The sequence below is a fragment of the Streptomyces sp. NPDC044704 genome, assembly GCF_056433525.1.
In genome coordinates, this window is record NZ_JBWKGY010000008.1 from 197,942 (window position 1) to 218,310 (window position 20,369).

Here is a 20,369-nt window from a genome sequence, read left to right on the forward strand (position 1 = left end):
CAGCCACCCCAAAGCCTGTTCGGGACCCGCCCACCGGAAAATCCCTGGAAAAACTTCTGCTATTCGGCCAACCGCGAGACGCCCCCGGCCCTACGCTGATGCGTGACACCGGTGGGGGCCGGTGTTGATTCAGGGGTCGAGACACGCCGGGTACGGCGTCCGGTCCGGGGTAGTGCACAGAAGTCGCGGCGGCGGCCGCGGCGCCCTGTGGACCTCCTGGTCCGGGCGTCGTACCCGCAGCCGTCCGTTCCCCGACCCTTGGGGGTTTTGTGGTTCGCATCCGGGTTCTGGTGGTCGACGACCACCGCATCTTCGCCGAGTCCCTCGCAGCCGCGCTCGCGGCCGAGCCGGACGTGGACGTGTCCGCGGCCGGCAGCGGTCCCGCGGCCGCGCGCTGTCTCGAACGCGCGGCGGCCGAGGGCCGCCGCTTCGACGTCATGCTCGTCGACGCCGACCTCGGTGCCGCCGCCGGGACCGTACCCGCCCAGCGGGAGCCGGGCTCCGGGGCGCCGCCCGGGCCCGACGGGATCGCGCTCGTCGCCGGGGTGCGCGTCGCCCACCCCGGGGTCCGCACGGTGGTCCTCGCCGAACGGGACGACCCCCGCCGGGCCGCCCTGGCCCTCCAGGCGGGCGCTTCCGGGTGGGTGGCGAAGGACTGCTCCCTGTCACGGCTGCTCGCGGTCATCCGGGGGGTGCTGCGCGAGGAGACCCACCTGCCGCCCGCGCTGCTCACCGGGGTGCTCCGGGAGCTCACCGCGGCCCGCAAGCACCGTACGGACAGCGAACGGCTCGTCGAATCCCTCACGCCGAGGGAGCACGAGGTGCTCCGCTGCATGGTGGCCGGGCTGGGCCGCAAGGACGTGGCGGCCCGGCTGTTCCTGTCCCCGCACACCGTCCGCACCCACATGCAGAACGTGCTGGGCAAACTCGGGGTGCACTCCACGCTGGCTGCCGTGGCCCTGGCCAGGAGGGCCGGCGTACGGCCCGCCGAACTGTCCGGACTACCCGGGGACGTTGTCGAACGGAGCGGTCAACTGGCGTAGCAGCCCCGCGAGGTCGCCGCGCTGCGCCGTCGAGAGCTGGGCCAGGATCGCCCGTTCCTGGGCCAGCAGCCCCGCGAGGGACTGGTCGGCGCGGTCGCGGCCCTCGGGCGTCAGCCGGACGAGTACGCCGCGCCGGTCGTTGGGGTCGGGCAGCCGTTCGACGAGGCCCTTCTTGGCGAGCCGGTCGATGCGGTTGGTCATGGTGCCCGAGGTGACGAGCGTCTGGGTCAGGAGTTGCCCGGGGGACAGCTGATAGGGCGCGCCCGCGCGCCGGAGCGAGGTCAGCACGTCGAATTCCCACGGTTCCAGCCCGTGCTCGGAGAAGGCCAGCCTGCGGGCGCGGTCGAGGTGGCGCGCGAGCCTGCTGACGCGGCTGAGCACCTCGAGCGGTTCCACGTCGAGGTCAGGGCGCTCTCGCCGCCATGCCGCGACCAGTCGGTCGACCTCGTCCTCCATGCCGATCAGTGTAAGGGGTCTGTCGACATGAAGTCTCTTGAAATCAAGAATCTTGACTACGAGATATATTCTGGCCGACCATGGGGCATGGAGGTGGCCGGAACGGCTTCCGCTTCCGACCGCCCCACCAGCAGGGAGGCTCGAACATGCATTCCGACATCGCTCCGGCCGTGCGCCCCCAGGCCATGGACGGCTCCACCCCCTCCGCACCCACCTGGGACCCCCAGCAGTACCTCCGGCACGCCGGCCACCGAACCCGCCCCTTCCTGGACCTCCTCACCCGCATACCCGAGCTCCCCACCCCCCGCCGCACCGCCGAGGGCGCCCCCGGCCTGCGCATCGCCGACCTCGGCTGCGGCCCCGGCAACGTCACCGCCCTCCTCGCCGAACGCTGGCCCGAAGCCCGCATCACCGGCTTCGACCTGTCCCCCGAGATGCTCGAACGCGCCACCGCCGAACACGCCGGACCCACCGCCGGCGGCGGCCACCTCGACTTCCGCCGCGGCGACATCGCCGACTGGATGCCCGAGGAGACCTACGACCTGATCGTGTCCAACGCGGCCCTGCAATGGGTGCCCAGCCACCCCGGCTCCTTCGCCGCCTGGATCAACGGACTGCGGCCCGGCGGCACCTTCGCCTTCCAGATCCCCGGCAACTTCGGCGCCCCCAGCCACCGCCTGCTCGCCGACCTCTGCGACACCGCCCGCTGGCGCTCCCGCCTCGCCGGCCACGGCGCCCGCTACATCCACCTCCTCGAACCCGCCGAATACCTCGCCCGCTTCACCGAGCTCGGCTGCGCCGTCGACGTGTGGGAAACCACCTACCACCAGATGCTGCAAGGCCCCGACCCCGTACTCGACTGGGTCAAGGGCACCGCCCTGCGGCCCGTGCTCACCGCCCTCGGCGACGACCGCGAGGCAGCCGAACGCTTCCTCGCCGAATACCGGGAAATCCTGCGCGAGGCCTACCCGCCCGGCCCGCGCGGCACCGTCTTCCCCTTCCGCCGCATCTTCGCCGTCGCCCGCAAGGAGGCCTGACCGTGCTCACCGCCGTCGACCACGTGCAACTCGCCGCGCCCCCCGGCTCGGAAGACGCGCTGCGCGCCTACTACACAGGTGTCCTGGGCATGACGGAGCTCTCCAAACCCCCCGTCCTCGCCGCCCGCGGCGGCTGCTGGTTCGCCGCCGGCGGCGTCCAGCTGCACCTGGGGGTGGAAGAGGACTTCCGCCCGGCCCGCAAGGCCCACCCCGGCCTCAGGGTGAGCGGCATCGAGGCGTACGCGCGCAGACTGGAGGAGCGCGGGGCATCCGTCGTCTGGGACGGCGACCTGCCCGGCCACAAGCGCTTCTACTCCGAGGACCCGGTCGGCAACCGGCTGGAGTTCCTGGAGGCCCACGACGTGCGACGGCACGGCCTGGAAGAGCCCTGCCTGTAGCCGCGTGACGCGACGGCGCCCCGCCACCGGACCTCCGGTGACGGGGCGCCGTCGCGTCCGCTCAGCTCTTGCGGTGACCCACCAGCCGCGGTCTCGGCTCCAGGTTCTCCAGCCCGTGCCAGGCCAGGTTCACCAGGTGCGCCGCGACCTCGGCCTTCTTCGGCCGCCGGGTCTCCAGCCACCACTGACCCGTCAGCGCCACCATCCCGACCAGCGCCTGCGCGTACAGCGGCGCCAGCTTCGGATCGAAGCCGCGGGCCTTGAACTCCAGACCCAGGATGTCCTCCACCTGCGTGGCGATGTCACTGATCAGCGAGGCGAACGTACCCGTCGACTGCGCCACGGGAGAGTCCCGGACCAGGATCCGGAAGCCGTCCGTATAACTCTCGATGTAGTCGAGCAGGGCGAACGCCGCCTGCTCCAGGAGCTCCCGCGGGTGCCCCGCCGTCAGAGCCCCCGTCACCCCGTCCAGCAGCTGGCGCATCTCGCGGTCGACCACCACCGCGTACAGGCCCTCCTTGCCGCCGAAGTGCTCGTACACCACCGGCTTGGACACCCCGGCCTTCGCCGCGATCTCCTCCACCGACGTGCCCTCGAAACCCTTCTCGGCGAACAGGGCGCGGCCGATGTCCAGCAGTTGCTGACGCCGTTCGGCGCCCGTCATCCGGACCCGGCGGCCTCGCCGGGGCTTGTCGCTGCTGGAACTGCTGCCGTCGATCGCCACGTCCCCCATCATGCCGGGTTCGACGTCTTCTCCTGGCGCCGGGCATCGATCCGCTCGGCCGACGGCCACCGCACGTCGCTCGCCCAGCCCAGCTGCTCGAACCAGCGGATCAGCCGCGCACTCGAATCGACCTGCCCGCGCAGCACGCCGTGCCGGGCCGACGTCGGATCGGCGTGGTGCAGGTTGTGCCAGGACTCCCCGCACGACAGCACCGCCAGCCACCACACGTTGCCACTGCGGTCCCGCGACTTGAACGGCCGCTTGCCCACCGCGTGACAGATCGAGTTGATCGACCACGTCACGTGGTGCAGCAGCGCCACACGCACCAGAGAACCCCAGAAGAACGCCGTGAACGCCCCCCACCACGACATCGTCACCAGACCGCCCACCAGCGGCGGGATCGCCAGCGAGAACAGCGTCCAGAAGACGAAGTCCCGCGAGATCCGCCGGATCGCCGGATCCTTGATCAGGTCCGGGGCGTACTTCTGCTGATTGGTCTGCTCCTCGTCGAAGAGCCAGCCGATGTGCGCCCACCACAGGCCCTTCATCAGGGCCGGCACCGTCTCACCGAACCGCCACGGCGAATGCGGATCACCCTCGTGGTCGGAGAACTTGTGGTGCTTGCGGTGGTCCGCCACCCAGCGCACCAGCGGACCCTCCACCGCCATCGACCCCATGACCGCCAGCGCGATCCGCAACGGCCGCTTCGCCTTGAAGGAACCGTGCGTGAAGTACCGGTGGAAACCGATCGTGATGCCGTGGCAGGCCAGGAAGTACATGAACACCATCAGGCCCACGTCCAGCCAGCTCACCCCCCAGCCCCAGGCCAGCGGGATCGCCGCCAGCAGCGCCACGAAGGGGACGGTGATGAACAGCAGCAGGGCGACCTGCTCGACGGACCGCTTGCTCTCGCCGCCGCGCGTCGCGGACGGCTCGGACGCGGGATCGCCACCGCGCACGGAGGACGCCGAGGCGTCCTCGATCAGATCGGGACTGGTGGTCATGGGGGTTCCCCCGGGGGGTGAGGAGTCGGCAGGCACCGGGCCCGGACCTACGCATCCGTAACCTACGGCATCGTAAGTATGGCAAAGCTGCCGCTTCCGGCAAGAGGAGCACGGCCGGGACCTTCCCGCTCCGACCCGCACGGTCCACTGGGCGGGCACCCTGCCCGGTCACCCGCACAGGACACCTATCCTGGTGTCGTCGGACAGCGCGGTCCGCACGGGCAGCCCGAGCTGCGCATCAGGACGCGGCACCGCCGCGCGCACCCGGGAGCCCCCCGCCCAGTAGCGCTCGAACACTGCAAGGAGCCGCACCTGTGAGCAGTGCTGACCAGGCCCCCGCCACCTCCGTCGCCGCGACCGCCGCGGACACGGCCAACGCAGAGCTGCGCGCGGACATCCGCCGCCTCGGCGACCTCCTCGGGGAGACCCTCGTACGCCAGGAGGGCCAAGACCTCCTCGACCTCGTCGAACGCGTCCGCGCGCTCACCCGCACCGACGGCGAAGCCGCGGCCGCCCTCCTCGGCGACACCGACCTGGAGACCGCCGCCAAGCTCGTGCGCGCCTTCTCCACCTACTTCCACCTCGCCAACGTCACCGAGCAGGTGCACCGCGGCAAGGAACTGCGCGCCCACCGCGCCGCCGAAGGCGGCCTGCTGGCCCGCACCGCCGACATGCTCAAGGACGCCGACCCCGAGCACCTGCGCGAGACGGTCAAGAACCTCAACGTCCGGCCCGTCTTCACCGCACACCCCACCGAGGCGGCCCGCCGCAGCGTCCTCAACAAGCTGCGCCGCATCGCCGCCCTCCTCGAAGAGCCCGTCTCCGGGGCCGGCGAGCGCCGCCGCCACGACCTGCGGCTCGCCGAGAACATCGACCTCGTCTGGCAGACCGACGAACTGCGCGTCGTCCGCCCCGAGCCCGCCGACGAGGCCCGCAACGCCATCTACTACCTCGACGAGCTCCACGCCGGCGCCGTCGGCGACGTACTGGAAGACCTCGCCGCCGAACTCCAGCGCGTCGGCGTCGAGCTCCCCGCCGGCACCCGCCCGCTCACCTTCGGCACCTGGATCGGCGGTGACCGCGACGGCAACCCCAACGTCACCCCCGACGTCACCCGCGACGTCCTGATCCTCCAGCACGAACACGGCATCACCGACGCCCTCGAACTGATCGACTTCCTGCGCGGGCTGCTGTCCAACTCCATCCGCTACACCGGCGCCACCGAGGAACTCCTCACCTCCCTCCAGGCCGACCTCGAACGCCTCCCCGAGATCAGCCCCCGCTACAAGCGCCTCAACGCCGAAGAGCCCTACCGCCTCAAGGCCACCTGCATCCGCCAGAAGCTCGTCAACACCCGCGAGCGCCTCGCCAAGGGCACCCCCCACGAGGAAGGCCGCGACTACCTCGGCACCGCCGAGCTCCTCACCGACCTCACCCTCGTCCAGACCTCCCTGCGCGAACACCGCGGCGCCCTCTTCGCCGACGGCCGCATGGACCGCACCATCCGCACGCTGGCCGCCTTCGGCCTCCAGCTCGCGACCATGGACGTACGCGAACACGCCGACGCCCACCACCACGCCCTCGGCCAGCTCTTCGACCGGCTCGGCGAGGAATCCTGGCGCTACGCCGACATGCCCCGCGACTACCGGCAGAAGCTCCTCGCCAAGGAACTCCGCTCCCGCCGCCCCCTCGCCCCCACCCCGGCCCCCCTCGACGCCGCCGGCCACAAGACCCTCGGCGTCTTCGGCGCGATCAAGGACGCCTTCGAGAAGTTCGGCCCCGAGGTCATCGAGTCCTACATCATCTCGATGTGCCAGGGCGCCGACGACGTCTTCGCCGCCGCCGTCCTCGCCCGCGAGGCCGGCCTCATCGACCTCCACGGCGGCTGGGCCAAGATCGGCATCGTCCCGCTCCTGGAAACCACCGACGAACTCCGCGCCGCCGACGTCATCCTCGACGAGATGCTCGCCGACCCCTCCTACCGCCGCCTCGTCTCCCTGCGCGGCGACGTCCAGGAGGTCATGCTCGGCTACTCCGACTCCTCCAAGTTCGGCGGCATCACCACCTCCCAGTGGGAGATCCACCGCGCCCAGCGCCGGCTCCGCGACGTCGCCCACCGCTACGGCGTCCGCCTGCGCCTCTTCCACGGCCGCGGCGGCACCGTCGGCCGCGGCGGCGGCCCCTCCCACGACGCGATCCTCGCCCAGCCCTGGGGCACCCTCGAAGGCGAGATCAAGGTCACCGAGCAGGGCGAGGTCATCTCCGACAAGTACCTCGTCCCCTCACTGGCCCGCGAAAACCTGGAACTGACCGTCGCGGCCACCCTCCAGGCCTCCGCCCTCCACACCGCCCCCCGCCAGTCCGACGAGGCCCTCGCCCGCTGGGACGCGGCCATGGACATCGTCTCCGATGCCGCCCACACCACCTACCGCGAACTCGTCGAAGACCCCGACCTGCCCGCGTACTTCTTCGCCGCCACCCCCGTCGACCAGCTCGCCGACCTCCACCTGGGATCCCGCCCCTCCCGCCGCCCCGACTCCGGAGCCGGCCTCGACGGACTGCGCGCCATCCCCTGGGTGTTCGGCTGGACCCAGTCCCGCCAGATCGTCCCCGGCTGGTACGGCGTCGGCTCCGGCCTCAAGGCCCTCCGCGAAGCCGGCCAGGACGCCGCCCTCAGCGAGATGGGAGAGCGGTGGCACTTCTTCCGCAACTTCCTCTCCAACGTCGAGATGACCCTCGCCAAGACCGACCTGCGCATCGCACGCCACTACGTCGACACCCTCGTCCCCGAGGACCTCAAGCACGTCTTCGCCCGCATCGAAGCCGAGCACGAGCTCACCGTCCGCGAGGTCCTGCGCATCACCGGCGGCAAGAAGCTCCTGGACTCCAACCCGGTCCTCCAGCAGACCTTCGCCGTCCGCGACGCCTACCTCGACCCGATCTCCTACCTCCAGGTCTCCCTGCTCGCCCGCCAGCGCGCGACCGCCGCCCGCGGCGAGGAAGCGGACCCGCTCTTGGCCCGCGCCCTGCTGCTCACCGTCAACGGCGTCGCCGCCGGCCTGCGCAACACCGGCTGACCCCGCCACACACACACGAAGGCCCCCGCCACCGAAACGGTGACGGGGGCCTTCGCGCGTGGACGGCTACGAGTTGTAGGCCGACTGCGCCCGCTCCAGGCCCTCCTGGATCAGGCACTCCACCGCATCGGCCGACCGGTCCACGAACCAGTCCAGCTCCTTGCGCTCCGCGGACGAGAAGTCCTTCAGCACGAAGTCCGCGACCTGCATCCGGCCCGGCGGCCGGCCGATGCCACACCGCACCCGGTGGTAGTCCGCGCCCATCGCCTTCGTCATCGACTTCAGGCCGTTGTGCCCGTTGTCCCCGCCGCCCAGCTTCAGCCGCAGCGTCGGATAGTCGATGTCCAGCTCGTCGTGGACCGCCACGATCCGCTCCAGCGGCACCTTGTAGAAGTCGCGCAGCGCCGTCACCGGGCCGCCCGACAGGTTCATGAACGACATCGGCTTCGCCAGCACCACCCGGCGGTTCGCCGGGCCCGGCGGACCGATGCGGCCCTCGACCACCTGGGCCCGGGCCTTGTGCGCCTTGAACTTGCCGCCGATCCGCTCGGCCAGCAGATCGGCCACCATGAACCCGATGTTGTGGCGGTTGCCCGCGTACTCCGGCCCGGGGTTCCCCAGACCGACGACCAGCCACGGCGCCGCGTCGTCCGACATCAAAAGCTCCTTATGCCCGTGTACGAGAACGACCGCCGTCCCGCTCCAGTGGAGCCGGACGGCGGTCGGTCAGCAACTGCTGAGGGGGTGGGGCGAGGCTCAGGCCTCGGTGCCCTCGGCCTCGGCGGCCGGCTCCTCGGCCTGCGGGGCGACGACCTGCAGGACGGCGACGTCACCGTCGATGGCCAGGGTGGTGCCCTTCGGGAGGACCAGGTCCTTGGCGTGGATGGTGTCGCCGGCCTCGAGGCCCGCGATGGAGACGGTGACCTCGGTCGGGATGTGGGTGGCCTCGGCCTCGACGGAGACGGTGTTCTGCAGGGTCTCCAGCATGTTGCCGCCGGCGGCCAGCTCGCCCTCGGTGACGATCGCGACGTCGACGGTGACCTTCTCGCCCTTCTTCACGATCAGGTAGTCGACGTGCGAGATCGAACGCTTCAGCGGGTGCTTCTGCACGGCCTTCGGGATGACCAGCTCGGTGCCCTCACCCTCGATGTCCAGGGACAGCAGGACGTTCGGGGTACGGAGCGCGAGCTGAAGGGCGTGACCCTCGACGTTCACGTGCTTCGGGGCCTGGCCGTGACCGTAGATGACACCGGGAACCAGGGCGTCGCGACGGGCCTGGCGGGCAGAGCCCTTGCCGAAGGTGTCACGGATCTTGGCGGAAAGCTTGATCTCGGACATGCTCACTCCTCGTGGGGTGACGGAAACAAGATGACAGTCACCCGGCCGAAACGGCCTGCTACGAAGAGCGCGTCGATAACGGAGCATCCGCACCCGAAAACAGGTACGGCCTCCCTCGCCGAGCAACTCAAGGAGTGTACCCGGCGGGGGAGGCCGCACCAAAAGGATCTACCGCGGAGCGGTTACTGCTGCTCCTCGAACAGGCTGGTCACCGAACCGTCCTCGAAGACCTCGCGCACCGCGCGGGCGATCATCGGAGCGATCGACAGCACCGTGATCTTGTCGAGCTCCAGGTCGGACGGGTCCGGCAGGGTGTTCGTGAACACGAACTCGCTGACCTTCGAGTTCTTCAGACGGTCGGCCGCCGGACCCGACAGGATGCCGTGCGTCGCCGTCACGATGACGTCCTCGGCGCCGTGCGCGAACAGCGCGTCGGCCGCGGCACAGATGGTGCCACCGGTGTCGATCATGTCGTCCACCAGGACGCAGACGCGGCCCCGGACCTCACCCACGACCTCGTGGACGGTCACCTGGTTGGCGACGTCCTTGTCGCGGCGCTTGTGCACGATCGCCAGCGGCGCGTCCAGACGGTCGCACCAGCGGTCGGCCACCCGCACACGGCCGGCGTCCGGAGAGACGATCGTCAGCTTCGTGCGGTCCACCTTGGCACCCACGTAGTCCGCGAGGACCGACAGCGCCGACAGGTGGTCCACCGGACCGTCGAAGAAGCCCTGGATCTGGTCCGTGTGCAGATCGACCGTGAGGATGCGGTCCGCACCCGCGGTCTTCAGCAGGTCCGCGACCAGACGCGCCGAGATCGGCTCGCGGCCCTTGTGCTTCTTGTCCTGACGGGCATAACCGTAGGACGGGACGATCACGGTGATGGAGCGCGCCGACGCGCGCTTCAGCGCGTCGATCATGATCAGCTGCTCCATGATCCACTTGTTGATCGGAGCCGTGTGGCTCTGGATCAGGAAGCAGTCCGCGCCACGTGCCGACTCCTGGAAGCGGACGTAGATCTCACCGTTCGCGAAGTCGAAAGCCTTGGTCGGCACGAGGCCGACCCCCAGCTGGTGCGCGACCTCCTCGGCCAGCTCGGGGTGGGCGCGGCCGGAGAAGAGCATCAGCTTCTTCTCGCCGGTCGTCTTGATCCCGGTCACAGCACTGTCTCCTCAGACGTGTGGAAAGCTGCTCGCCCCCGTGTGCGTCCGTCCCGCACACGGTGAGCCAGCCGAATTGCGTGCACCTATCACGGTACGCCGTCCCGGGCGTACCCGTTTCCGGTCAGTTCACCTCACGGGTGACCGGAGTCCTTGTCCACCGATGACTGCGCGGCCGTCGCCGCCGCGCTGCCCGGACGCTTGCGGGCCACCCAGCCCTCGATATTCCGCTGCTGGCCACGGGCCACGGCCAGCGCACCGGGCGGCACGTCCTTGGTGATCACCGAGCCGGCCGCCGTGTAGGCACCGTCCCCGATGGTGACGGGTGCCACAAACATGTTGTCGGAACCCGTCTTGCAGTGTGAGCCGACGGTGGTGTGGTGCTTGTGCTCACCGTCGTAGTTCACGAACACACTGGCCGCACCGATGTTCGTGTACTCGCCGATCGTCGCGTCGCCCACGTACGACAGGTGCGGCACCTTCGTGCCCTCGCCGATCGTCGCGTTCTTCATCTCCACGTACGTACCGGCCTTCGCCTTCGGCCCCAGGTTCGTCCCCGGCCGCAGGTACGCGAACGGACCCACGCTCGCCGACTCCCCGATCACGGCCGTGTCCGCCACCGTGTTGTCCACCCGCGCCCGCGGACCCACCCGCGTGTCCTTCAGCCGCGTGTTCGGACCCACCTCGGCACCCTCGCCGACGTGCGTCTCACCCAACAGCTGCGTACCCGGGTGCACCAGCGCGTCCTGCCCGAACGTCACCGTCACGTCCACGAACGTGCTCGCCGGGTCCACGACCGTCACGCCCGCGAGCATCGCCCGCTCCAGCAGCCGCGCGTTCAGCAGCGCCCGCGCCTCGGCCAGCTGCACCCGGTTGTTGATCCCGAGGATCTGCCGGTGGTCGGCGCCCACCGCCGCACCGACGCGGTGCCCCGCCTCGCGCAGGATGCCGAGCACGTCGGTGAGGTACTCCTCGCCCTGGCTGTTGTCCGTACGCACCTTGCCGAGCGCGTCGGACAGCAGCGCGCCGTCGAACGCGAAGACCCCGGAGTTGATCTCACGGATCGCGCGCTGCGCGTCGGTGGCGTCCTTGTGCTCGACGATCGCCGTCACGGCGCCGGTGGCGTCGTCGCGGACGATGCGCCCGTAGCCGGTGGAGTCCGGCACCTCGGCGGTCAGCACGGTGACGGCGTTGCCGTCGGCCTCGTGCGTCCGCGCGAGCTGCTCCAGCGTCTCGCCGGTCAGCAGCGGGGTGTCCCCGCAGACCACGACCACGGTTCCGTCGACCGGTCCGCCGAGCTCTTCGAGCGCCATCCGGACGGCGTGCCCGGTGCCGTTCTGCTCGTACTGGACTGCGGTGCGGACGCCGGCGTCGATCGCGGCGAGGTGCGCGGTGACCTGCTCGCGGGCGTGACCCACGACGACCACGAGGTGCGCGGGGTCCAGTTCGCGGGATGCGGCGACCACGTGACCGACGAGCGAGCGCCCGCTGATCTCGTGCAGAACCTTGGGAGTGGCCGACTTCATGCGGGTGCCTTCACCCGCTGCGAGTACGACGACGGCTGCCGGGCGGGTTGCGCTCACGGGTGTGCCCTTCGGCTTCGGGTGGTGGACCCGTGAAGGATAGCGGGGGGTCAGGGGCCCCAAACGAAGCCGGGTCCCGACCGCGGAGGTCAGGACCCGAACGTGCAAGGCTCCCCCGCCAGGACTCGAACCCGGACATAAGGCACCAAAAGCCTCAGTGCTGCCAATTACACCACAGGGGATGGCGATCTAGTCCAAAACGGACATCTGCCTGTGCCGCCTCAACTAGACGCCCCTACTATGCCGTACCACCAGCCCTCGATGCGACGGTAAAGTCCCGCGCCCCGCAAGACGCGCACGGACAGGCAGCCGCGGTAACCCTCACCGGTGTTCTTCCGGGCTCAGGTCTGGCCTCGGCCCCTTTCCCCCGATACGCGGCGACGCCGACGAGGAAGCGGGAATTTCGCTGGCGGGTGTGCTGAGGGCCGTGCGTACGCTGGACGGCATGACCGGTACGGGGGTAGAGCGCGGCGGGGCGGGGCGGGACGGGCCCTGGTGGTGGGAGCGGCGGCGGGGGGCCGTCCTGGACGTGGGGCTGGGGGTGGCCTCCGCGATCGAGTGCGCCCTGGAAGGGGTGCCGACGGCCCGTGAGGCGGGCGTGCCCGTGGCCGTCGGGGTGCTGTTCGGGCTCGTGGTGGGGTCCACGCTCGTGCTGCGGCGCCGCTGGCCGATCGCGGTGGTCCTGGTCGGGATCGCGGTGACCCCGGCGATGATGGGCTTCCTGCTGGGGTTGGTCGGGCTGTACACCCTGGCCGCCTCCGAGGTGCCGCGCCGGATCGTGGCGACACTGGCCTCGATGGCGCTCGCCGGGACGTTCGTGGTGACGTACATGCGCACCCGCGGGGACGTGGAGGCCGACGGCACGCTGGTGCTGGTGCTGTCCGCGTTCATGGCGGTGGCGCTGACCGTGCCGCCGCTCCTCCTCGGGCTGTACGTGGGTGCCCGGCGCCGGCTGATGGAGAGCCTCCAGGAGCGTGCGGACTCGCTGGAACGGGAGCTGTCGCTGCTCGCCGACCGGGCGGAGGAGCGGGCGGAATGGGCCCGTACCGAGGAACGGACCCGCATCGCGCGCGAGATGCACGACGTGGTGGCGCACCGGGTGTCGCTGATGGTGGTGCACGCGGCGGCGCTCCAGGCGGTCGCGCTGAAGGATCCCGTGAAGGCGGTGAGGAACGCCGCGCTGGTCGGGGACATGGGGCGGCAGGCGCTCACGGAGCTGCGGGAGATGCTCGGTGTGCTGCGGGCGGAGTCGCCGAAGCCGGTGGCGCAGCCGTTGGTGGTGGCGCCGGTGGCGGGGGCCGGTGAGGACGGGCCGTCGCTGGCGGAGCTGGAGGCGCTGGTGGGGCAGTCGCGGGCGGCGGGGATGAGCGTCGAGCTGGTGGTGCAGGGGGAGCCGGGTGTGGGGGACGCATATCCGGCGGAGGTGGAGCAGACGGCGTACCGGGTGGTGCAGGAGGCGTTGACGAACTGCCACAAGCACGCTCCGGGTGCGCGGGTGGTGGTGCGGCTGGCGCATCGGGAGGGGGAGGTGGCGATGCAGGTGGAGAACGGGCCGTGTGACGGGAAGGCGGACGTGCCCGGGCTGCCGAGCGGGGGCAACGGGCTGGTCGGGATGCGGGAGCGGGTGCTGGGTCTGGGCGGGGTGTTCGTGTCGGGGCCGACGGAGGCGGGGGGTTTCCGGGTGTCGGCGGTGCTGCCGCGCGGGCGGGGTGCGTAGGGGCTTCGCGGTGCGGGGCGGTGCGGCGGGTCCGGTGTGAGGGGACGGCCGGGGGCCGGGGGACGGCTCCGGGCCAGTACGTGCCGGGGGTGTGCGGGGCGGCCGCCTGGGGGCGGCCGGGTCCCGGTTCAGCCCTCCGTGCTGAGGCGGGCCGGCTGGAGGCCGGTCAGGAGGAGGGTGAGGGCTTCGTCGAGGCCGGCGCCGAGGTACCAGTCGCCGGTGTGGTCGATGCCGTAGACGCGGCCTTCGCGGTCGATCGCGAGGTGGGAGGCGCCGTCGGAGTCCACGCCCAGCGGGCAGAGCTGGGTGGAGAGGGCGCGGCCGAGGTCGGCGAAGGTGCGGGCCAGGTGGAGGCCGGTGAGCGGGTCGAGGCGCACGGTGGTGGGTGCTGTCTGGCGGCCGGGTCCGGGGGCGGTGACGATGAGTCCGCCGAATTCGGCCCAGGCTTCGACGGCTGCCGGGAAGACGTTGTGGCGGTGTCCGGCGGGGGTGGTGTGGTCCCGCAGGGCGTCGGCCCAGTATTCGGCCTGCTTGATGTCCCAGCGGCCGGGTTCCCAGCCGGCGGTGCGCAGGGCGGAGTCCACGGGGCCCTGGAAGCGGGTGGCCGAGGAGCGGTCGTAGGAGGCTGAGGAGGCGGTCATGGTGGCTACTCGGGGTGGGTGAGGTCGACGGGGCGTACGCCGAAGTGGGTGAGGAGCGCGTCGCAGGAGCGGCACGGGGGTGCGTAGCTGCCGTGGAGGGGGTCGCCGTCCTCGCGGATGCGGCGGGCGGTGATCCGGGAGTGTTTGAGGGAGCGGCGGGCCTCGCCGGCGGTGAGCGGTTTGCGGGAGGCGCGGCGGCTGCGGGCCGCTTCGACGGCGGTGAGGTGGCGGGAGAGCAGGATGGCTTCGGGACACCGGCCGGTGAAGCGTTCGCGTTGGCCGCTGGTGAGGGTGTCGAGGAAGTCCTGGACGAGCGGGTGGAGGACGGGCGGCTGGTCGGCCTTGCCGGCGGTGCCGGTGAGGGTTTCGCCGCGTACGGAGAGTGCGGCGGCGACGGTGGGGAGGATGCCGTCGCGGCGGAAGCGCAGGACGGGTGGTGTGGTGCCGTCGGTGCTGCTCCAGCGCAGGCGGGGGTCGCCGGCGGGGCCGGTGGTGCCGGCTTCCGTCGGTTCCGCGTGGTCGGTGCGGGTTGCCGTGTTTCGTGGTGTCGCGGTCTGCATGGTCGCGCCTTCCCTCCCGTGGCGGCGGTGGTGGCCGCTGTCGCGCACGCCCCCGTGCTGCGGGGACAGCCTGTCAAATGTCACCTGCCGTGTGGAAGCGGGGTCGAATATTCGTATCAATTCGGATGTTCCTGCCTGGCGGGCGTGCGCACTGGGTAGGGGCGGGTGCCGGTCTTGCCTGAACACATAGGCTGTGGTGAACCAGCCAGATCCAGCAGGGGGCTACCGCCATGACGACAGGTCGGCTCGGGCAGCAGGCCGCGCCACCCAACGCCGCTTACTCGGGGCAGGTCGTGCACTTCCCGGACCCGGTCCGGGCCGCCCGCCATCCCCACGGTGTGCGGATGGACGGGGACGGTCATCCCGATTTCTCGCGTTACGCGCGTGCGGCGGTGGAGATCGCCGAGCCGCCGGAGGGCTTCGGTGTCGACGAGCTGCGTCTGACGGACTGCGTGTCCGCGAACGCGGCGATGCGGGCGGCGGGCCACGAGCTGTGGGACACGGTCGGTGCGGTGGCGACTCCGCACGGCTGGACCTGGCACCACGTGGCGGGGTCGCGCCGGATGGAGCTGGTCCCGGTCGAGGTCAAGGCGCTGCTGCGGCACCATGCCGGACTGGCGACGGCCCCGGTCGACCACGACAAGCGCGGTACGCGGCCGCTCCAGGAGGTGCGTCCGGCGCACCTGGAGCTGCCGAAGGCCGTGGTCTCGGTGTCGGAGCAGCAGGTGCAGGGGGTCGAGGAGGACCTCGGGTACCGACTGCCGGAGGCGTACCGGTCGTTCCTGAAGGCGGCGGGCGGTTGTGCTCCGGTGGGGGCGGGTCTGTTCGTGGAGCTGGGTCTGCTGGTCGACCAGCCGTTCTTCACGGTGCGTGAGGAGGCCGCGGTCAACGACCTCGTGTACGTCAACAAGTGCCTGCGGGACCACCTGACGAAGGACTACCTGTGCGTGGCCTTCGTGCAGGGCGGGCTGCTCGCGGTGAAGGTGAAGGGGCAGGGCATCGGTTCGGTCTGGTTCTCCCCGTACGACGACGCGCGCGACCGGGACGGCTGGTCGGTGCAGGAGCGGGTGGAGCGGCTGTTGCTGCCGTGCGGTGCCGATTTCGATGCCTTCCTGGAGCGGCTGGCGGGGAACCCGCCGGAGCTGGAGTCGGTGGCCGGTCTGATGGTGGACGGCGGATTCGCACGTTCGGTTCCGGTGCTGAGTCCGGGCATGGAGGGTTGATCGCACTGTGGTGACGTTCGCGCAGGCGCAGGAGCGCGCCGAGGAGTGGATCAACGGGGACGTGCCCGCGTACCAGCACCGTGAGGTGCGGGTGCGGGAGTTCGGTCTCGGGTTCGTGGTGTGGGCCGAGGACCGGCCCACCGGTCCGGTGTCGGGGGGTGGCCGGCAGCGGCTGGTCATCGCGCGGGACAGCGGTGAGGTGACGTTGTGGCCGGGGCTGCCGGTCGGTGAGGTGATCCGGCGGTACGAGGAGGAGTACGGGGCGTCGGCCTCGGCGGCCGCGGCGGAGGCTTCGGTGCCGCCGCCGCGGATCGACGCGGAGCAGACCTCGTTCATCCTGAGTCCGCCGGAGTGGCTCCAGGAGGCGGCGGACCGGGCGGGGATCCCGGGGGGCCGTCCGCGTTCTTCGCCGTCCCCTTCTTCCCCGCCTTCTTCCCCGCCCGATGCGCCGCCCGCTTCTTCCGGGTCCTTCGACCCCGGGGCTCCGGCGGCTCCGGGTCCGGTTTCCGAGCCGGCCGCGGCTCCGGCCGTGGCGGGGGACCCGGTGCCGCTGCGGCGCGGGGGCGAGGTCCCGTACGAGCCGACCGCGAACGACGGGGTGCCGGCCGGGTCCACGCCGTGGGCCGGGACCGATGTGAACTCCGGTGCGGACGACGCGTCCGTACCGCTGCCCGCGACGGTGTTCGCACCGCCGCTGTCCGGGTCGGACCTGGAGGAGGCGCCCTCGTCCTCCGGTGTGGCGCCGGAGGCGAAGACGACGTTGATGGCCGGTGGCAGCCAGCTGCCGAGGACGGCCGTGGTCCCCGCGCTGGGGCAGTCGCCGGAGGCGGCGGACATCGCCGACGCGCCGACGAGCAAGGCGCAGGTCTCCCGGCCGGGCGGCCCCGCGGGCGGTCCTGCGGGCGGCCCCGCCGGTGGTGCCGGCGGGGTGCAGCCGCCGCAGCCTCCCGGTGTGCCCGGGGGGTCCTCCGGGCGGGGGGTCGATCACGCCGCGACGATGCTGGCCGGCCCGGCGGTGGGCCGGCCGCAGCCGCCGGGTCCGCCCGGGGCTCCGGGTGCGGGCGGCCCGCCCGCGCCTCCCGGTCCGCCCGGTGTGCCGGGGGGTTCCTCCGGGCGGGGGATCGACCATGCCGCGACGATGCTGGCCGGCCCGCCGGTCGGTCAGCCGCCCGCGCCTCCCGGTCCGCCCGGGGCTCCGGGTGCGGGTCAGCCGCCCGCGCCTCCGGGTCCGCCGGGTGCGCCCGGTGGTGGTGCGCACCATGCCGCGACGATGCTCGCCGGTCCGGGTGTGCCGCAGCCGCCGGGTCCGCCCGGCGCGCCCGGTGCGCCCGGGGGCGGGGTCGATCACGCGGCGACGATGCTGGCCGGTCCGCCGGTGGGGCAGCCTCCGGCGCCTCCCGGTCCGCCGGGTGCGCCCGGTGGCGGTGCGCACCACGCGGCGACGATGCTGGCCGGTCCGGGTGTGCCGCAGCCGCCCGGTCCTCCCGGTCCGCCGCCCGGTCCTTCAGGTCCGCATCCGGGTGCCCAGGGGCCGGTGCCGTCCGGTGTGCCCACGGTCGGTCCCGGCTACCAGGCCGTCCTGCGCTACCGCGCGCCCGACGGTTCCGAGCAGCAGCTCATCCGTCGCTCGGCGCCCGGTACGCCGCACCCCGAGTGGCAGATCCTGTACGAGCTCCGTGCGATGAACGTGCCGCCGCAGCAGGTGCTGGAGCTGCACACGGAGCTGGCCTCCTGTGAGCTGCCCGGCGGCTACTGCGCCCGGATGATCCGGGAGACGTGGCCGCAGGTGCGGATCACCAGCGTGGCCCCGTACGGAACGGACCACGCGGGCCGTCAGCAGGGCATGCGGCACCTGCTCACCCATCAGGGTGAGCTGCACCAGGTGGCGGACGGTCCGGCGCGGCCCGCGCCGGTACGGGCGCCGCTGCCGCAGGTTCCGCTCCAGCCCGCCGTCCCGATGGAGGTCATCGGGCAGGAGCTGGCCGGGGCGTTCGGGCCGCAGGGCGTGTTCCGCTTCGATCAGCGGGCGGTGTCCCGGCAGGGCGTGCCCGACATCGTGGCGCAGACCCTGATGTGGGCGGGTCTGCCCGTCGACTTCGGGCCGTTCTTCTGGGCGCAGGCGGTACCGGGTCAGCCGGTGCCGACGCTCGCGGAACTGGCGGCGCAGCGGCAGGTGCAGCCGGCGTCCGACGCGGGTTCGTACCTCGTCGTCGGCAGCGACTTCGGGAAGGCGCTGTGCGTTCAGTACGGGACCGCGCACATAGTGGCGGTGCCGGTGGAGGCCGGTCCGGGCGGCGCGCCCGTGGCGCCGCAGTTCGTGAATTCGAGCCTGCCGCAGTTCGCGCGTTCGCTGGCGATGCTGGGTCACATGTGGCGGCTGCGGCAGCATTTGACGCCGGAGCAGGCGGGCCGGTGGACCGTCGATTTCCAGGCGAATCTGGCGGGTCTCGACAGTGCGGCGCTGGCCTCGCCGGAGAGCTGGTGGTCGGTGCTGCTGGAGCAGATGTGGGACGGATTGCTCTGATCGGATGATCGGATGGATGGCCGGGCCGGGACCCTCGAACGGGGTACCGGCCCGGCCATTCCGGCTTCTGCGAGCAAATGACGCATCCTTGACGGGAATCCCCGCGAGAGAGGCGCTTCCAGGATGAGTGCACCCATGTCACCTCACGGACCTCAGGGTTTGGCCACCGTGCGCGGTCGCGGCTACCGGATGGACGAGGTCGACCGGTATCTCGCGCGGCTCTCCGGGAGCCGGGACGAGGCCTGGGAACGGGTGGCACGGCTGACCGTCCTCGCGAAGCGGATGGAGGCCGAGGCGGAGCGGCTGCGGGAGGCCGTGGCGGCGCTGGCTCCGCAGACGTACGACGACCTCAGCGAACGGGCCCGGCGGATCCTGCTGCTCGCGCAGGAGGAGGCGGACGTACTGCGCCGGGACGCGCGTACGGACGCGGGGGAGGCGCTGGGCGCGGCGGAGGCGCACGCGGACCGGGTGGCGGAACTGGCGCGCCACGACGGGGAGGCGGTGCGGGAGCAGACGGAGGTCCGGGCGCGGCAGGGGTTGCTGCGGGCGCAGCGGGAGGCCGACGAGGTGCGGTCGGAGGCGCGGGACGACGCGGCGGCGTGGCGGGCGGAGGCGCAGGCGGGGCTGGCGGAGACGCGGCGCCGGTCGGAGGCGTTGCTCGCGGAGCGCGAGCAGGAGCAGGTGGAGCGGCGGGACGCGGCGGAGCGGGAGCTGGCGGCGCGGGAGGCGGAGCTGGAGGCGCGGGCGGCGGAGCAGGAGCGGTACGCGCAGGCGCGGCTGGACGAGGCGCGGCGGGGGTTCGCGGAGGCGGAGGAATCCGCGCGGCACGGGCAGGAGGACGCGGAGGCGCGGGCGGCGGAGCTGGTGGCGGAGGCGCGGGTGCGGGAGGAGCGGGTCGGGCGGGAGACGGAGCGGATCCTGCGGGAGCATGCGGAGGCGCAGGAGGAGATGCGGGCCCACATGAACCACGTCCGCTCCAGCCTGGCGGCGCTGACGGGGCGGGCTCCGGCGGAGGGGTGACGTTGCCCTGGCCGGGCGGGTGGGGTCGGGTGGGCTGTTACTTCGGCCCCGGCCCGGGCTGCCGCTCCGGCCCGGGCCGTTCCCGTGGTGGTGGCTGCGGGTGGGCCGGGGTCGGGGCCGGGGTGGGGGGTCGTCCGGGGCGGGCATGATTTATGGCGCCTGTTCGGGACTTGGTCTGCTGGTCGGGACAGGGCGCCAACAAATCACGTTTTAGCCCCGGCCGACCCCCCACCCCGTCCCCGCCCCCGGCCCGGGACGGTTTCCGTGGCCCGTTCAGCCTCCCGGGCCCTTCTCGGCGGCGCTGCCCAGGCTTGGCCGGCCTACCGCCCTGCGGTGCTGCTCCAGCCGGGCCGAGCCATGTTCAGCCTCGCGGTGCTGCTCCAGCCTGGCGGGCCATATCCAGCCCTGCGGTGCTGCTCCAGCCTGGCCATATTCAGCCTCGCCGGCGTTTGAGGCGCGGGGTCTGGGGCGGAGCCCCAGGGGTCCCGGCTCCGCCGGGCATGTCCGGCCCGGGACGGCCCCGGCTCCGCCGGGCGGCTCCCGCCGCGCGCGCCTGGCTTGTCAGGCTCGGGACGGTTCCCGGCTTCGCCGGGTTTGTCCGGCCCGGGTCGGTCCCGGCTCCGCCGGGTTGTTTCAGCCTCGCCGGCGTTTGAGGCGTGGGGGTTCGGGGGCGGAGCCCCCGGGGGCTTTGCTGAGCCGCGCCGGCGTTTGAGGCGGGAACGGTGGAAGGGTGGGTCGGGGACTGCCCCGCGCAGCGGCATACCCGGCGGCGAGCGCAGGGCAACGCCCGGTCCTGGTGGCGGGCGGTCGGGCCGAGGGCGTGGCCCCGGGCCGGGTCGGGGGACGCCCGAACGCCATGTCCCC

At 72.2% G+C, this 20,369-nt stretch carries 17 protein-coding genes and 1 tRNA gene; 8 read left to right on the forward strand and 10 right to left on the reverse strand.

Annotation, left to right across the window (positions count from 1 at the left end; all coding sequences use genetic code 11):
- Positions 1–269: 269 nt before the first annotated feature.
- Positions 270–1,043 (forward strand): response regulator transcription factor, encoded by a 774-nt coding sequence (locus tag AC07B0_RS21595; protein ID WP_356872066.1) that lies wholly within the window; start codon positions 270–272, stop codon positions 1,041–1,043.
- Here the strand turns inward: AC07B0_RS21595 and AC07B0_RS21600 are convergent.
- Complete coding sequence (locus AC07B0_RS21600) at positions 1,002–1,499, reverse strand: MarR family winged helix-turn-helix transcriptional regulator (RefSeq protein ID WP_356872064.1); 498 nt, start codon at positions 1,497–1,499, stop codon at positions 1,002–1,004. The two genes, AC07B0_RS21595 and AC07B0_RS21600, sit on opposite strands and share 42 nt — an antisense overlap.
- A gap of 146 nt (positions 1,500–1,645) precedes the next feature.
- Between AC07B0_RS21600 and AC07B0_RS21605 the strand changes: the two genes are divergently transcribed.
- Positions 1,646–2,536, forward strand: a complete 891-nt coding sequence (locus AC07B0_RS21605; protein WP_478865402.1) for a trans-aconitate 2-methyltransferase — start codon at positions 1,646–1,648, stop codon at positions 2,534–2,536.
- Between the two features lie 2 nt (positions 2,537–2,538).
- Entirely contained in the window at positions 2,539–2,934 is a 396-nt protein-coding gene (locus AC07B0_RS21610; RefSeq protein WP_356872060.1) for a VOC family protein, read from the forward strand.
- 61 nt (positions 2,935–2,995) lie between these two features.
- Here AC07B0_RS21610 and AC07B0_RS21615 read toward each other — a convergent pair whose 3' ends face one another.
- A complete protein-coding gene (locus tag AC07B0_RS21615; RefSeq protein WP_125816680.1) occupies positions 2,996–3,670 on the reverse strand; it encodes a TetR/AcrR family transcriptional regulator in 675 nt (224 codons plus the stop codon).
- On the reverse strand, positions 3,667–4,662 hold the full coding sequence (locus AC07B0_RS21620) for an acyl-CoA desaturase (RefSeq protein WP_356872057.1): 996 nt from the start codon (positions 4,660–4,662) through the stop codon (positions 3,667–3,669). Before AC07B0_RS21620 ends, AC07B0_RS21615 begins: the two co-directional genes overlap by 4 nt.
- 314 nt (positions 4,663–4,976) lie before the next feature.
- Here AC07B0_RS21620 and ppc point away from each other — a divergent pair, with 314 nt between their 5' ends.
- A complete protein-coding gene (ppc, locus tag AC07B0_RS21625) occupies positions 4,977–7,739 on the forward strand; it encodes a phosphoenolpyruvate carboxylase (RefSeq protein WP_467296330.1) in 2,763 nt (920 codons plus the stop codon).
- Between the two features lie 66 nt (positions 7,740–7,805).
- Here the strand turns inward: ppc and pth are convergent, their stop codons facing one another.
- The 5 genes from pth to AC07B0_RS21650 form a co-directional block, all read right to left on the reverse strand.
- Positions 7,806–8,396 (reverse strand): aminoacyl-tRNA hydrolase, encoded by a 591-nt coding sequence (pth, locus tag AC07B0_RS21630; protein ID WP_356872055.1) that lies wholly within the window; start codon positions 8,394–8,396, stop codon positions 7,806–7,808.
- Between the two features lie 99 nt (positions 8,397–8,495).
- Positions 8,496–9,077: a 50S ribosomal protein L25/general stress protein Ctc gene (locus AC07B0_RS21635; RefSeq protein WP_356872053.1), complete on the reverse strand. Its 582-nt coding sequence runs from the start codon at positions 9,075–9,077 to the stop codon at positions 8,496–8,498.
- A 182-nt stretch (positions 9,078–9,259) separates the two neighbouring features.
- Positions 9,260–10,237 carry a ribose-phosphate diphosphokinase gene (locus tag AC07B0_RS21640; RefSeq protein ID WP_031138975.1) on the reverse strand — a complete coding sequence of 326 codons (978 nt, stop codon included), beginning with the start codon at positions 10,235–10,237 and terminating at the stop codon, positions 9,260–9,262.
- A 134-nt stretch (positions 10,238–10,371) separates the two neighbouring features.
- On the reverse strand, positions 10,372–11,820 hold the full coding sequence (gene glmU / locus AC07B0_RS21645; RefSeq protein WP_478898730.1) for a bifunctional UDP-N-acetylglucosamine diphosphorylase/glucosamine-1-phosphate N-acetyltransferase GlmU: 1,449 nt from the start codon (positions 11,818–11,820) through the stop codon (positions 10,372–10,374).
- Between the two features lie 110 nt (positions 11,821–11,930).
- Positions 11,931–12,002: transfer RNA gene (locus AC07B0_RS21650), tRNA-Gln, on the reverse strand.
- A 263-nt stretch (positions 12,003–12,265) separates the two neighbouring features.
- Here AC07B0_RS21650 and AC07B0_RS21655 point away from each other — a divergent pair.
- Positions 12,266–13,537, forward strand: a complete 1,272-nt coding sequence (locus AC07B0_RS21655; RefSeq protein ID WP_356872048.1) for a histidine kinase — start codon at positions 12,266–12,268, stop codon at positions 13,535–13,537.
- 128 nt (positions 13,538–13,665) lie between these two features.
- Here AC07B0_RS21655 and AC07B0_RS21660 read toward each other — a convergent pair whose 3' ends face one another.
- Both AC07B0_RS21660 and AC07B0_RS21665 read right to left on the reverse strand, forming a co-directional pair.
- Positions 13,666–14,178, reverse strand: coding sequence for an SUKH-3 domain-containing protein (locus tag AC07B0_RS21660; protein ID WP_356872046.1), 513 nt, complete (start codon positions 14,176–14,178; stop codon positions 13,666–13,668).
- A gap of 5 nt (positions 14,179–14,183) precedes the next feature.
- The gene (locus AC07B0_RS21665; protein ID WP_356872438.1) at positions 14,184–14,738 is read right to left on the reverse strand and encodes a YwqJ-related putative deaminase; all 555 of its coding nucleotides are present in this window, start codon (positions 14,736–14,738) and stop codon (positions 14,184–14,186) included.
- Between the two features lie 230 nt (positions 14,739–14,968).
- Between AC07B0_RS21665 and AC07B0_RS21670 the strand changes: the two genes are divergently transcribed.
- The 3 genes from AC07B0_RS21670 to AC07B0_RS21680 all read left to right on the forward strand — a co-directional run bounded on the left by AC07B0_RS21670 (position 14,969) and on the right by AC07B0_RS21680 (position 19,505).
- Positions 14,969–15,961, forward strand: a complete 993-nt coding sequence (locus tag AC07B0_RS21670; protein WP_356872044.1) for an SMI1/KNR4 family protein — start codon at positions 14,969–14,971, stop codon at positions 15,959–15,961.
- A gap of 7 nt (positions 15,962–15,968) precedes the next feature.
- On the forward strand, positions 15,969–18,485 hold the full coding sequence (locus tag AC07B0_RS21675; RefSeq protein WP_478898731.1) for an SUKH-4 family immunity protein: 2,517 nt from the start codon (positions 15,969–15,971) through the stop codon (positions 18,483–18,485).
- Between the two features lie 135 nt (positions 18,486–18,620).
- On the forward strand, positions 18,621–19,505 hold the full coding sequence (locus AC07B0_RS21680) for a DivIVA domain-containing protein (RefSeq protein WP_356872040.1): 885 nt from the start codon (positions 18,621–18,623) through the stop codon (positions 19,503–19,505).
- The last annotated feature ends 864 nt before the right edge of the window (positions 19,506–20,369 follow it).